This window comes from Sphingobacterium sp. 40-24 (assembly GCF_001899705.1).
Lineage (GTDB): Bacteria > Bacteroidota > Bacteroidia > Sphingobacteriales > Sphingobacteriaceae > Sphingobacterium > Sphingobacterium multivorum.
This window is the reverse complement of record NZ_MKWH01000014.1, coordinates 104497-119862: the sequence shown is the minus strand read 5'-3', so window position 1 is coordinate 119862 and position 15366 is coordinate 104497. Positions and strand designations below refer to the sequence as shown.

General features: G+C 41.8%; 11 protein-coding genes. 6 read left to right on the top strand and 5 right to left on the bottom strand.

Annotated elements, in window-relative coordinates; genetic code table 11:
• Positions 1-90: 90 nt before the first annotated feature.
• Positions 91-1452 (top strand): dihydrolipoamide acetyltransferase family protein, encoded by a 1362-nt coding sequence (locus tag BGP15_RS05445; RefSeq protein ID WP_286768917.1) that lies wholly within the window; start codon positions 91-93, stop codon positions 1450-1452.
• 63 nt (positions 1453-1515) lie between these two features.
• Here BGP15_RS05445 and BGP15_RS05440 read toward each other — a convergent pair whose 3' ends face one another.
• Positions 1516-2892, bottom strand: a complete 1377-nt coding sequence (locus BGP15_RS05440; RefSeq protein ID WP_070564888.1) for an MATE family efflux transporter — start codon at positions 2890-2892, stop codon at positions 1516-1518.
• A 241-nt stretch (positions 2893-3133) separates the two neighbouring features.
• Between BGP15_RS05440 and BGP15_RS05435 the strand changes: the two genes are divergently transcribed.
• From BGP15_RS05435 to BGP15_RS05415, 5 genes are all read left to right on the top strand, one after another.
• On the top strand, positions 3134-3655 hold the full coding sequence (locus tag BGP15_RS05435; RefSeq protein WP_286768916.1) for a Sec-independent protein translocase subunit TatA/TatB: 522 nt from the start codon (positions 3134-3136) through the stop codon (positions 3653-3655).
• An 85-nt stretch (positions 3656-3740) separates the two neighbouring features.
• Positions 3741-5978, top strand: a complete 2238-nt coding sequence (locus tag BGP15_RS05430) for a Tex family protein (protein ID WP_286768915.1) — start codon at positions 3741-3743, stop codon at positions 5976-5978.
• Positions 5979-6162: 184 nt separating this feature from the next.
• On the top strand, positions 6163-6873 hold the full coding sequence (locus BGP15_RS05425) for a hypothetical protein (protein WP_070564880.1): 711 nt from the start codon (positions 6163-6165) through the stop codon (positions 6871-6873).
• A 6-nt stretch (positions 6874-6879) separates the two neighbouring features.
• Complete coding sequence (locus BGP15_RS05420) at positions 6880-7158, top strand: hypothetical protein (RefSeq protein ID WP_070564877.1); 279 nt, start codon at positions 6880-6882, stop codon at positions 7156-7158.
• A gap of 819 nt (positions 7159-7977) precedes the next feature.
• Positions 7978-9297, top strand: a complete 1320-nt coding sequence (locus tag BGP15_RS05415) for a serine hydrolase domain-containing protein (RefSeq protein ID WP_286768914.1) — start codon at positions 7978-7980, stop codon at positions 9295-9297.
• Positions 9298-9481: 184 nt separating this feature from the next.
• Here BGP15_RS05415 and BGP15_RS05410 read toward each other — a convergent pair whose 3' ends face one another.
• From BGP15_RS05410 to BGP15_RS05395, 4 genes are all read right to left on the bottom strand, one after another.
• Complete coding sequence (locus BGP15_RS05410; RefSeq protein ID WP_286768913.1) at positions 9482-10750, bottom strand: family 16 glycosylhydrolase; 1269 nt, start codon at positions 10748-10750, stop codon at positions 9482-9484.
• A gap of 169 nt (positions 10751-10919) precedes the next feature.
• A complete protein-coding gene (locus BGP15_RS05405) occupies positions 10920-12077 on the bottom strand; it encodes a sialidase family protein (protein ID WP_286768912.1) in 1158 nt (385 codons plus the stop codon).
• Between the two features lie 68 nt (positions 12078-12145).
• Entirely contained in the window at positions 12146-14134 is a 1989-nt protein-coding gene (locus BGP15_RS05400) for a family 20 glycosylhydrolase (protein WP_286768911.1), read from the bottom strand.
• A 6-nt stretch (positions 14135-14140) separates the two neighbouring features.
• A complete protein-coding gene (locus BGP15_RS05395; RefSeq protein ID WP_286768910.1) occupies positions 14141-15358 on the bottom strand; it encodes an AGE family epimerase/isomerase in 1218 nt (405 codons plus the stop codon).
• Positions 15359-15366: the final 8 nt, after the last annotated feature.

The window sequence follows — 15366 nt, the reverse complement described above, 5'->3', positions numbered from 1 at the left end:
CACGTTATTTAAGGAATAATATTTTAAATTGTTGAAAGTAAACCACAATTTATTTAACTTCGTTTTTCTATAACGAGATTGCTAAAAAATATGGCTTTATATAAACTCTTGCTCCCAAAAATGGGAGAAAGTGTATCCGAGGCAACAATCACAAAATGGTTAAAACAACCTGGTGACCTGATTGAGGAAGATGACACTTTATTGGAAATTGCAACTGACAAAGTTGATTCAGAGGTACCTTCCCCTGTAAAAGGTGTTTTAAAAGAGCAGTGCTATACCGTAGACCAGACTGTCCAAGTTGGTGAAGTCGTTGCAATTATAGAAATTGAAGGCGAAAATGAAGAACCTGCGATTCAAGCACAAGAAAATATCGCTCCTTCAGCGGCAACTCCCGAAGAGATCATAGCATTGAACATCCCAGGTGTAGACCAGCTGCCCAATGTAACAGCTGAAATTCCATCTTCTTCATACGAAAATGCCCTTCGCTTTTATTCACCTTTAGTGAAAAATATAGCACGCCACGAAGGATTGTCCCAGGATGAACTTGACCGTATCCAGGGTACCGGAGCAGAGGGAAGAGTGACTAAGGAAGATATTTTAACGTATGTATCGCATCGGGATTCCTCCTCAAAATCGACAAAAGCCATTCCGGCAGAGCACACGAATACTAGCACGGGCATGGGTACGGATTCTCCAAAAATAACCTCCGCCGCTCCGTCGCATGTTCACACCGTTGCCAATGGCAGTGATGAAATCATTGAAATGGACCGTATGCGGAGATTAATAGCAGACCATATGGTCAAAAGCGTACAGACCTCTCCCCATGTATGTTCTTTTGTTGAGGCAGATGTCACCAATTTAGTTTTGTGGCGCAATAAAGTTAAAGATGCCTATAAAAAACGCGAAGGAGAAAACATCACGTTTACCCCTTTGTTTATCGAGGCTATTAGCAAGGCTCTCAAAGATTTTCCATTGGTCAATATATCGATCGACGGTTACAATATCATCAAGAAGAAAAACATCAATATTGGTATGGCTGCAGCATTGCCTAATGGCAATCTCATCGTTCCGGTCATCAAAAATGCTGATCAATTAAGCTTAGTAGGGTTGAGTAAAAGTGTCAACGACCTCGCACAACGGTCACGGGCGAATAAATTGAAGCCTGACGATACCCAAGATGGTACATTTACATTCACCAATATCGGCGCTTTCGGTAATATTATGGGAACGCCTATCATTAACCAACCGCAAGCTGCAATCTTGGCTGTCGGTACCATTACGAAAAAACCAGCGGTCATAGAAACAGAGTATGGCGATATGATTGGTATTAGACATATGATGTATCTGTCACTCTCTTACGATCACCGTGCGATCGATGGTGCCCTCGGAGGTACTTTCTTAAAACGTGTGGCCGACTACCTGGAAAACTGGGATAGCAATAGAGTAATCTAGCAATCAGAATAAAAAAACGGCTCTTAACAGAGCCGTTTTTTGTTATTTAGTATATACTTTTTGTTACTTAAACATACTTTGTTCGAACTGTATTTTTTTCTTCTTAATCACCAATTGAAACCGCAGGTACAGTAAAAGCGAAGAGCTTAGCAGGCCCAGCGTTAACCCGTACCAAATCCCCTTGATACCCCAGTTAAACACGACGCCCATGAGGTAGCCGCTTGGTAGCCCAATAATCCAATAAGCGATAAATGTGATTAGGGTTGGTATATTCACATCCCCCATCCCACGTAACACTCCCAGACCGACAACTTGCGTACCATCAAACAATTGGAAAAGGCCCGCAATAATCAACAGCTGAGAAGCAATAATCACCACAGCATGATCTGAGGTAAAGATATAAGGCAAATAATCATTCAATAGCGCGAACAAAGACGCTGTAATCACCATAAAAATCAACACCAATTGATACGACGTGATGGCAAATCGTTCGAGACGAAAAAGATTTCGATTACCATAACTATTCCCCACCTTGATTGTTGCAGCAGCAGCAATACCACTCGCCATCATATACGTCATCGCGGCCAGCTGTATGGCTACTTGATGAGAAGCTTGCGCTGTCGCACTTATGGTACCCGCTAATAAGGATGCCCCTGCAAAAGCCCCAATTTCAAAGACATATTGCATAGCCACGGGTGCCCCGATCCGTACGATCTTCAACAATCGCTCCCGATCGACCAATGTCACTTTAAAGTATTGAATATATCCTTTAAATTTCTGCGATCGCAAGACATAGGTCATCATCACAGACATCATTAACACACGATCGATCAATGTACTGTATCCGACTCCCTTGACCCCCATTGGGCTGATGCCAAACATCCCTTTGACAAAGATGATCGCCAAAATAATGTTCAGTACATTCCCCCAAATAGTTACATTCATCGCTTGCTTAGTAAACCCCAGGCCTTCAGCAAATTGCTTAAAGGTGCTAAATACCATTAATGGAAGCATCGATAAACTCAGAATAAGCAAATAAGGCTTTGCCTCCTTCACCACAGCCGGATCTTGGTTGAGGTGATCGATCGCCAACATTGAACCAAAATAGACCAATGCGAATAACAAGAGTCCCGCAATAATATTTAACCAAAAGCTATTAGACAACAAAATGGCACATTCTTTTTTATTATCACGACCATTCTCCTGCGCAATCAGCGGCGTGATGCCATACGCTATCCCCAAACCAATGACCATAACAACCATAAAAACAGCATGTACCAACGAAACTGCCGCCAATGGAATGGTTCCTGCAAAATGTCCAACAATCACACTATCTGCGGTATGCACCAGCGTATGTCCCAATTGTGAGATCACCACTGGCCCCGCCAATACCATCGTACTTTTGTAATACGGTTTAAATGTTTTAAATTTTCCCAACATAATCGATTTCCCAAAAAAATAGCCACAAAAATACGAAGATATTTCCGCCCTATCGTCATATTAAAAAATATTTAGCAAAAATATAACAATTTACACCCATCAAATAACCGCACTTTGTTAAGTAATTTTTATGTTTCAAATACCTTAAAATTATCTTAAATTTACTTTTGGGTCTAAGAACTATAGAAATATAAATGTACCTTAGCATCTAGTTAGTAATCAAAAGAAGAGGAAAAAGAGTATGTACAATCCAGTAATAGCATTTCTAAACATCGGAACACAAGAGATGATCTTAATTGTGTTTGCAATCTTGTTACTTTTTGGAGGTAAAAAACTTCCTGAATTGGCGAGAGGTTTAGGAAGAGGAATACGTGAGTTCAAAGATGCATCAGAAGGTATCAAACGTGAAATTTCAGATCAAATCAATAATTTCGAGAAAGACATAGACGTTAAAACAGAAGTAAAAGAAGAAACTGTTCCTAATGATGTTCGTTTGGCTGAAGAGCAAGCTCAAGCAGCACACGAAGAAGGATCTAAGCCACAGGAAGCCGTAGAAGGTTCAGAAACAGATCAACCAAAGAAAAAATATGAATTCACAACACCTGCCGGTGTCGTCGAACATAACCCACATAAACAACCCGATTATGGCGAAGAGCCATCTCACATCACGTACGGGTATAACGATCATTTTGCTGAAACGAAAAACAACGAGGTAGAAGATAAAAAAGTTCCTGAGCAGGACAATACCAGTAAACCTGCTTAATTTTACTACTTTAGTTTATAATTAGATATACTTAGAGCTGTTGAATCACCATTCAACAGCTCTACTTTTTAAGATTAAACCGACAATGAGCTTATCAACACACGAAATTACCATTGCTAATGAGCTTTCTATTAGCGAAAAACAAGTTCGCACGACTATAGCACTATTAGACGAAGGTGCTACCGTTCCGTTTATCTCACGCTACCGTAAAGAAATGACGGGTAGTTTGGACGAAGTTCAAATCACCACGATCAGAGATCGTTTCCAGCAGCTGCGTGATTTAGATAAACGTAAAGAAGCTGTTCTTAAATCGATCAACGATCAGGGAAAATTGACACCGGAGCTTGAGCAGCAGCTTTTGGGTGCCGAAACCATGGCCAGTCTCGAAGATATCTATTTGCCTTACAAACCCAAGCGTAAAACTCGCGCCAGTGTGGCACGTGAAAAAGGTCTGCAACCTTTAGCGGATCTCATTTTAGCACAAGAAATAGGAGATTTCCTCCCCCTTGCCGACAGTTTAATAGATGAAGAAAAAGGCGTTAAGAATACAGAGGAGGCACTAGCAGGTGCCCGCGATATCATCGCAGAGATCATTGCGGAAGATGCGACAGTGAGAGCCAAAGCGAGAGCGATATTCCTCGAAAAAAGCACATTTGTTTCACGGGTAGTTCCTGGAAAGGAAGAAGCTGCACTAAAGTATAAAGATTATTACGAATGGTCTGAACCGTTGAAAAATGCACCTTCACATCGTGTGCTGGCCATGCGCCGCGGAGAAAAAGAGGAATTACTCTATTTAGATATCGATATCAATGAAGAAGAAATTCTACCAGGTATCGAATCCATCTATATTAAGGGTTCCAACGATGCCGCAGCTCAGGTAAAACTCGCCTTGGTCGATAGCTACAAACGGCTGTTAAAACCTTCTATGGAGACGGAAATTCGTGTATTGACACGTCAAAAAGCCGATGAAGAAGCCATCAAAGTTTTTGCCGACAATGTACGTCAACTACTTCTAGCCGCTCCACTAGGGCAGAAAAGGCTGCTCGCGATCGACCCAGGATTTCGTACAGGCTGTAAAACGGTTGTTCTGGACGAACAGGGACAGCTTAAAGAAAATACGGCCATCTTTCCGCATACAGGAGCCAATGGACTTGCAGAAGCAAAAAAAACAATTCAGTATCTAGTATCAAAATATGATATCCAAGCCATCGCAATCGGCAATGGAACCGCCGGTCGTGAAACGGAAGAATTTGTACGGAGACTCGGATTAAATAACGTTACCATCGTAATGGTCAATGAAAGTGGAGCCTCTATTTATTCGGCTTCCGAAACTGCCCGTGAAGAATTTCCAGATCAAGATGTTACGGTACGCGGCGCAGTATCTATTGGTAGACGGTTGATGGACCCATTGGCTGAACTGGTTAAGATCGATCCAAAATCGATCGGTGTCGGACAATATCAGCATGATGTAGATCAAAATAAACTCCAGACTTCATTGGATGATACCGTCATCAGTTGCGTAAATGCTGTCGGTGTCGAATTGAATACGGCCTCCAAACAAATTTTATCCTACGTTTCCGGTCTTGGTCCATCCCTGGCACAACAGATCATCAAATACCGGAATGAGAACGGTCCTTTTGCCTCCAGGCGCGAACTGAAAAAAGTTCCTCGCCTTGGCGATAAAGCCTTTGAACAAGCTGCGGGATTTCTTCGCATCCGCCATGCCGCAAACCCACTGGATTCGTCGGCGGTACACCCCGAGCGTTATGCATTGGTCGAACAAATGGCCAAAGACCTTGGCAAAAAAGTAGAAGATCTATTGACTGACGCTGACTTGCGAAAATCGATCCCTTTGAAAAACTATATCTCAGAGGAAGTTGGATTACCGACATTGAATGATATTCTCAATGAATTAGCGAAACCCGGATTAGATCCAAGGGAAAAGTTCGAAGCATTCTCATTCACAGATGGCGTCAATACCATTGGGGATTTAAAAGTGGGTATGAAGCTGCCAGGAATCGTGACGAATATTACAAATTTCGGAGCCTTTGTTGATATTGGCGTACATCAAGATGGCTTGGTACATCTAAGCCAATTATCGAATCGCTATATATCGGACCCCCATGAAGTCGTCAAAGTACAGCAACACGTCATGGTAACAGTAACAGAAGTAGACGAAAAGCGTAGTCGTATCGCATTGTCAATGAAAACAGATGAAAAACCTGCGCTACCCAAAAACAAAAAAAATGAACCTAAAAAGCAGGCCGAGCCACAAACGGATATGGCCAGCAAGCTCGCTGCATTGGCGAGTAAGTTCAAATAGATAGTTGTAACATCCTATCGAAAAGCTGACCGTTCGCCGGACTGCCCCTCATAAAAGTGCTTAACATTTTTTGGCGGCGCTGCGGCGACTGGTCAGCTTTTTTTTGATTCGATTAAATCCAATGTCCGTCATTCGTATCGCTGTTTTATTTTGTATCTTTAGAGGAAACAAGTTTAGACCCGTTATGAAAAATTGTACCTTACTATTCTTCCTATTTTTTGGAATTTATTTTTCTAAAATCCAGGCACAGCAACTTCACGACGGAGCCTATCTATACCAGGATGGCATCAATAAACACTTAATGCTCGTTAAAGATCATTATATCTCGTTTATAAGTTACGATGATGTCAGAAAACGTTTTCAACATACTTGGGGTGGGCCACTTGATAAACAGCCTAATCTGATCAATATCGCCATCGAGTATAATTCACAGGATTCATCTGCCATCGGCAAAACAACCCAATTGCCGTATCGGAGTGAAGCAGACTCCCTTCGCCTAAAAATAGCCAATAGCTATCATCTCTATATTAAACAGAAAAAAGTCCCGCAGGACCTGGACGCACTTTGGCGCATCACTGGTCGCCAACAAGGAGAAAAAATGCAGGATATTCCGAAAGCAGACCGCAAAACAATCAAAATATTGGTTGATGGCTATTTTCAATGGATAGCGATTAATCCTGCACAAAAAGGTTTCTATGGTACTGGCGGGGGCAATTATCAATACGATAACAATCGGTATACTGAAAAAATACAATTCTTTTCGAGAGACAATAATCGAGTTGGGCAAGAACTGGCCTTTGACGGTGAAATTGTAGATGGCAGATGGCAGCATAGAGGAAAAAGCTCGAAAGGAGACGATATTTATGAAATTTGGAGCAAAGAAATAACTGAATAAAAAAATATGACAATAGAAGAATTTCAATCACTTGAAAGTCCACTTCAGCATTGGACAGCGGTACAAAAGTCACTTTGGTATGATCTGAAAGGAAATTGGAAAACCGCGCACGACCTCATCGATCAATTGGGGGGAACCGACGCAGCACATGTTCATGCTTATTTACACCGCAAAGAAGGTGATCAATGGAATGCAGAATATTGGTATCGCCGCGCCAAACAAAATGTATACAGAGGCAATCTTGATGATGAGTGGAAAGAACTCTTCAAGTGTTACGTTGTGTAATAACAATTACCCTATTTTCGGACAGGGGCTGTTTTCTTTTATATACACATGCGGAAAGTTTGCCCAATAAAATAGGCAAAATTTTACCAAAAATTAACTCAATCCTTTTTCAAACTACTTAACATCTTTAAAAACATAAAAATATTACCAAATAAGATATAACGTCAACCAAATCAAGTGATATTACGTAACAAAAATAACACAAAGAAAAATAGTATAAAACTAACAAGTAGAATGGCACAGATATTGAATATAGTCTACTATACTTGAGAAAGTATACTTTTCATAAATTTAGGTTAATAATTGGTTAGGTTAAACACTTGAAGTTCCCCACTTCAAGTGTTTTTTTTTAAATCAATGCTTACCATCTTAACCCCACGCACCGCTTTTCTTTTTTAAGGGTCATACCGCGTCACTCCCGCCATTTTTTTCCATTAATTTCTGTCGGAACAAATGGGTGTCAAAGAGCGATCAAATTCGTCTTTTTCACAGTGCTTGTTCAGTGCTTGTTCAGTGATCGTTCAGTGATTGCTCAGTGTAGACTGAATAAGTAATGATTAAAAACTGTATAAATACTGATTGAATAGTGGGATTAGGTATACGTTGGTATTTGCATGTATCAAGATTAATATTTATCTTAACTATTTGTAATCAAGCAATTGCGATGACCATCACAAATAGTTTGAGGCCCAAATTTTCACTCAACGGTCCGACAAAGACGAACACTATGCAGCATAACTTGCGGTCGTGGATGGAAAAGTGGCCTTTACTATTCGTCAGCGTTACTATTGAAACTCAGAAGTCTATTCACCATTAATTATGAAAAGAACCACCGTATTATTGTTCCTCGTAGGAACCCTATCAAACCCCGTCCTCAAAGCCCAGGAATTCACTCCTGTTCGTATGGATAGTCTCATGTCCGTCATGGACAAAAATAACGTCTGGATGGGCAGTATTGCGATCAGCAAAGGTGATCAATTGCTTTATCAAAAGACAATTGGATATGCCGATCTGGCGCAGAAAAAGAAAGCGACCATAGATACCCGTTATGGCATAGGCTCGATCTCCAAAACATTCACCGCAACACTTGTTCTAAAAACAGCTGAACTTGGAAAACTCCAATTAAACCAAACATTGTCCGTATACGTTAAGGGTATTCCCAACGCCGAAAAGATTACTGTTCGTCAATTGTTAAATCACAGCAGCGGAGTTCACAGCATCACGGACGACAAAGATTATTTGACATGGAACACTAAACCGCAAACAGAACAGGAACTTGTCGCACGCATCATCAAAGGCGGAGTTGAATTTGACCCCGGCAGCAAGCATGTATATAGTAATTCAAACTACATTCTACTTACTTATATTCTGGAAAAAGTATGGAAAAAAGACTATGCTTCTTTATTGAAAGAGTATATCTGCCAGCCACTAAAGTTGGAACAAACCACATTCGGCCGTCCACAAAATAACGGCAGTGATCTGAGCGAATCTTATCGGTATACACAAGAATGGACCCTTGAACCACACACGGACAACTCAGTTCCGCTTGGTGCTGGCGCAGTGTGGTCAACTCCGGCAGACCTGGCCAGATTTTTCAATGCATTATTTAGCCATAAAATCATCAATGCTGCAAGCCTGGAAGAGATGAAAAAAATAGATCAGGGCTATGGGATCGGCTTATTCCAATTGCCCTTCTATGAACATGTAGGCTTTGGCCACACAGGCGGTATAGACGGTTACTCTTCTGTCGCTGGCCATTTTGATGATGGCAATTATAATGTCGCTATCATTAGTAATGCCAACAATTATACTAATAATGAAATTTTAAAGTTCAGTCTGGGCGAACTTTATAAAAGGCCCTTTCCACTTCCTGATCTTGCGGAATTACAATTGACGGAGGAAGAAATTTCAAGTCTCATTGGCGAATATAAAAGCGAGCAACCTCCTATTCAGATAAATATTACGAGAGAGGGCAACAAAGTATTTGGACAGGTCGTTGGTCAATCTTCATTTCAGCTAAAAGCGAAGGATAGAAACACGCTGGTCCAACCGCAATTTGGTGTAAAGATCGTTTTTGAACGTAACGAAAACAAAATGACACTCTATCAAAATGGAAATACACTCGTTTTAAGGAAATAAGGAGATACTGCCGTTAACTACCGCAACGATTCATGGCCCTTATTCGGCATTATCTGACATTTTTCATTAGGCAGTTATGAAGTAATATCGACATCCTCCATGCGGACCGATGTCCTCATCATCACGCAGTATCGCTAAAAGAGCAGTGGTTGAACTAAACCGCTGCTCTTTCAACTAAGGTGTTTTACAGTTTTTCTAAATAGAAATCATCACCATACACAGTACCGCTCAAGGGTTTATAGAAGTAGACCGTAGCCGTAGTATTATTGGCGCCAGTTGTAAAAGTAACCGAATTATTGGAATAGCTGGTCGTACCAATAGTCGCATTGACTGCAGTTCCACCAAAGTTTTTGACGCCGATACTAACAGACTGGCCAGCTGTAGACACTTTGGCGTAGCCTCCGAACCGATAGGTCGTATTTGGCGTTAAACCGGTCAGGTATTGTTCAATGGATGTCTCCCCGCCCGTTTCGCGGATGCATCTGCTTCCTGTCCGGGCGTCGGTGGAAACGACCGATGATCCGCCACCCCATGTTGTCCATGGATAGATGGTACCACTTTCGAAATCGCCATTGCTAAATAAAGGTAGCTTATACACACGTACATAATCAACCTGCATACTAAAGGGCAGGTCAGCATTTGTGATCGCTCCTGGCCATCCAGCTCCACCGGCCTGATTTAAAATCAGATAAAAAGGTACGTCAAATGGCCATTGTTGCGTTCCGCCACCAGGAACCCTTGCGTAGGTATATTGCAATACATTGTTGACGTAAAATCGAATGTCGTTTGGACTCCAGATCATCGTATATAAGTTGTAATCTGTCGTATTATAAGTGGCCGCTTTTGAAGCGGTGCTTCCACCATTTGCATTGGTAACCGAGCTATTATGGATCGTATGATACATCACACTTTCGTTGTTGACATGCTCCATAATATCAATTTCACCACAGGCTGGCCAGCCTCCATACGCCGTAGCCGGTTCGGGCATCATCCAAATCGCAGGCCAGGAGCCTTTTCCTTGTGTAAATTTAGCCCTCACTTCAACTTTACCATAAGTCATACTAAATTTTCCCATCGACTTAACTCCACCCGCATGATAGGCAACAGGATCTCCGGCTACAACAGCATTATCCATACGCAATACAAGATTGCTCCCGTCTTGGGATGCATAAGCCGGCAGGGAGGTCATATACTTATTCCATGCGACAGTGCCCCTGTCTGCATAAGACCATTTTGTGGAATTAAATCCCCCGTTACTATTAAACTCATCCGACCAGATCAGTTCGTAATCTGTTGTCGCTACGGCAGTAGCATTGAATAGCTTAGTCGAGGCCTTCGCCTTACTTACTTCCGGAATCGAAGTTTTTGTTGTTGTCGAGTCTTTTTTGCAGGCAAAAATAGACAGGCTAGTTGCGATTAGGCTCAACACCAGCCAAAATTTGGTTTTTCTCATTTAGTTTTGGATTATTGGTTTTAATTAAGTTTATAGCGTTATTTGACAGCCTGTGGAGCAAGCTGCATTAGAAACGAAGATTCATTTTTTTCTTTCATTCCTTCCTGTTTTAACCAAAAGGAAGAAATGAAAGAAAATGTGTATTATTTCCATAACACGATGTGCCTGATTATTTAAAATTTACTGGCACAAAGACAATTTTGCTGTAATTCTCTTTTTCAAATAGAACACCGAGTTTATTTTTATTTAAAAGTACTAAATCGGAATAAGCAGCATAATCCCCTTTCACACCTTCGGGAGCTTTGGCAACGACCTGATTGAAATACCATGTTTTGCCCTGATCTTTACTTAAACGAACGGTTAGATTGTCCCTTCTGTGGGTTGATGCAGCATTACAAACAGCCAATACATATTTCCCTTTCTTTTGCCAGGAAAGTACCGAGCCCTGGTTGACTGGATCGGCCAGATTTTTATCATAATAGGTTGTATCCCAACTGACACCACCATCACTGGAATAGGACACAATCCTCGATTTTACGTTACCTTGTTGATTACGGGAATTCATATACAGTCCTGTATGCGATATTTGCGCGGCCATGGTTTCATTTGATCCTTCAAATTTCACGCTCGCCCCTATCTTGAAGGTCTTTCCATGATCGTCCGAATAATACGAATGCGCAAAATAGTCCTTGCCATTTTCTTTTGGATTTCCTTCAGAATGGTTAGCAGGAATATAAATGCGTCCTTTATACTTACCAGAATCAAATTGTAAAGCATGCCCAGGTGTATTCGCATAGGTTCGCCAATCGTCCTTAAAGGTATATTGCGCATTCACTGACGGTTGATTGGGGCGATGTGTCTCAAGCGTAATATTCTGTGGCTTGGACCATGTTTTACCGCCATCGGATGAACTAATTGACCAACATTCCCGCAGGCCATTCCCTTTGCGCACTTCTCCCTCATGATTATTCCCCGTATTGTAAAAAAGTAAGAGACGTCCTTGAGGATATGCTGGATCCAATAGATCAACTACAGGTGCCGGATTTCCGACCTGTAAATTATCGTTGTCCACAGCGACTTGCAATGGCCCCCAGGTCTTTCCATTATCCTTACTGGTTTTATAAACAATATCCACATTACCAAAATCGCCGGCATGATCCACCCGACCTTCGGCAAAAGCAATTAACTGCCCATTTTTATCCTTTACAATGGCAGGTATGCGATAGCTTTTATAGCCCTCTTCGCCTGAAACAAACACATTCACTTCTTGTGCATGGCAGATACTGGCTAACATTGCAAATACCACCATTGTTCCTAATTTCTTCATATCGATATAAGTTTATTGTTACTTTTCTTTAAAAATTTCATCTGCATTCATGCATTATGATATACGATTTACTGCTCCCTTTCAATCGGGAGGCAGGTAAACATCCATTTTAGTGGATTTTGCCAGTCTTTCCCTTGTAATTTCCCCACAGGCAGTTTGACTACAATGGTATTCCAGCCCTTGCGCAATCGAATCATCGTAGGACTTCGGTAACTGTATCCCTCATCAATTAAGGGGATTTCAAGGTCTCCCCTTTTACCAGCACGTTGCCAATCTGGCGGAAGCACTTTATATCCATTGACCCAAAGTGTGCTCATTCGATCGTCCCAGGTCCCCAAATGTGGTGAATCACTGGCATAAGAACGCGATAGATCATTAAAACCGATCCAAAAACCTTGGTTGCCCCCTTTTTCACTCCACACTTTGCTCAGGGCATACACGGTACTATTTTCAAGTGGACGGTCAATCGCCCCTTTAACAACATCAGCCCACCAATGGCGCAATACAATGGTACCTCCGTAAAACTCGCCGATCTTTTTCAAAGCGTTAAAATCTCCTGTAGCTTCATTTTTTAAGGCCATACCCAGATCGCCTTTATTTTCCACAGGCCCGTATAATATCCATTTTTGCCTACTTTGTTGGTGGTAAGGAAAGATAAGATCATTAAAATACAGTTGTTTATGTGCAAGTAAACGCTTTTCAAATTCGACAAAATCAGCCAATCCTTTCACATCCGTTTTGATATTACTACGCCATGCAAAATCCCCTCCCCCTCGCCAGCTGCGCTCCGCAAATGTCAATAAAGCGGGGTAAACTCCATTTTGACGAAATAGATCGTTTTCATTCTTCACCGCGCGATCGGGCCATGAACATAGCGTCGCACCCATTAACTTTTCATTTTCTGCAGACTGTCCGCCCAACTGCCTATAGAACAAGGTCGTCACCGTTTCTAAAGGATCCATGTGATTGATGTACAAGTGCTTTGAATCAATGACTTCAAAAGGCGAATCATTGGTAATAGCTTTTGGGCCACCCATCCAAAGCTGCCGGATTGTGTTTGGCTGCAAATTGCCGCCGGGTTCCCAACCAATAGTTTTTAGACCCAAATCCTCCGTCCATGTTGTCATCATCGGTAAAAATTCTTGATTATGAATTTTCACCTCATCCCCCCCAATATGCAGATAAGGTAGTCCCGGATAAGTGTTTGCAAATTCCTTAACCAGTTCCTTGAGGATAGCTATGCCGCTATCGCTCTGCATATCAGTTTTAAAATAACGGCGAAATGCTGCTGAATGTCCCGGCATATCAATTTCGGGTACAAGTTGGATATGCCGATCACGACAATACCGAATTAGTTCTTGCATTTCCTCAACGGTATAATACTTTCCCTTCCAACGCTCCATATTCGTCGAGTCGGTCAAACCGGGATATTTTTTGCTGATCAGTCGCCAAGCAATATCCTCAGTGAAATGAAAGTGAAAAATATTCAGTTTATAGCGCGCCATGATATCGATCTGCTCTTTTAGCACATCCATTGACTGAAAATTTCGTCCGACGTCTACCAAGTAACCGCGCCAGCGAAAGGAAGGATAATCGGTAATGGAGCAATAGGGCAACTTGCCATCACTGCCTCTGAGTTGACCCAGAGTTTGTAAGGCATAAAAAACACCGGCACTCGTTCTGGCTTCGATCTGTATTCCCTGTTCATCTACGTCGATCCGATAAGCCTCCAATGATGCCGAAGGTAAAACCAATTCGTGATCACAAACAATGGTGATATTTTTATTCTTGAAGTTGTCGAAAATAACCTGAGTTACATTCCAATCTTTCAACAAGAGGCTTAACATCTGCCTATCAGCATTTTCAACCTCCCCTTTGATATGCACATGGACAAGATCCGGCAAACAATAACGCCCTGTTTTCCAGCTCACAGCATGGGGCATAGGAAGCAAAGGAGGTTTGATTGAATCCGGTAGACAGCATAAAGGACTGATTAAAATAAGAATAACCAGCAGACCGGATAGCAATGTACATGTAATGGACTTTTGGTGCTCCATAATCTTCTACTTAAGGGAATTAAATTCCTTTAAAGTTTGCATACAATACCATTCTTGGCGAGGGAGATGGAAAGGACCTTTAAACAAATTCCCTTTTGCAGTTTGGGCAATCTTCCCATCACGATGGAGATAACCATACCACTCGCCATTGATTTTATCGTGAAAATGATCATAGGCATACTGATTGATCTGCTGATGCCAATTTTTATATTTCTCATTCCCAGTCATCAGGTAAGCAAGTAATGTTGCGATAATCGTTTCATTCTGCGGCCACCAAAATTTCATGTCTTGCCAATATTCTTGTACTGGCTTTCCATAGACATCTCGAAAATAGAGTATACCACCATATTCTTTATCCCAGCCCCGTTCCCACATATAATCCAACATACGACAGCCTAGATCAATCAAATGTTGGTCGTTTCCCCGGGATCTAGCTTCATGTAGGATAAACCAAGCTCCTTCGATAGCATGTCCGGGATTGAGTGTACGACCGTCAATATGATCGACAATTTCACCTTCAGGTCCTACTTGTTCCATCACGCAGCGAATATCGTCCTTAACAAAATCACGTTCAATCTGTGCGATACAATCACTGATGACACGATCACAACGCGGATCCCCAATGGTCTCACGAATCTGCTGTGCCGTATTGATCATAATCATCGGCACACCTATTCCCTTCATTGGCCTTGTGGCTTCATACTTTGGTTCGATCAATTTTTCTCCATTTGCATACGCGAGGCAAATTCCCAGCAGATGTCGTGCTTCATCTGCTATCTCCTCGTCTCCAGTCGCTTTTGCATAGGCTGCAAAGGCGATTGCCGCGAAAGTCTCCGAAAAGAAATAGCGACGCATACGAATAGGATCGCCTAGGCGGTCAACATGAAAATACATTTTTCCATTAGCGTCAAAACAATGCTCTTTCAAAAATTCATAGCCGATTCGGGCTCCTTCCAGCCATTCCTCTTTTTGTTCAACCGTATTGTAAAGTGTGGCCAGCAACCAGCATGCCCTTCCCTGTATCCATACGGCTTTATCGGTATCTATCAAAGTCCCATCCTGATCGCGCATGAACAAATATCCGCCATATTCATGGTCAATGGACCGTGGAAACCAAAATGGTACAGTGTCTTTTAAAAGCTGATCACGATAGAATACTTCCAAATCCTTCAAGTAATCCCTGTCTATTATTTTTGCGGTATCTTTTATACTTATCTGTTTCATGTGTTTTA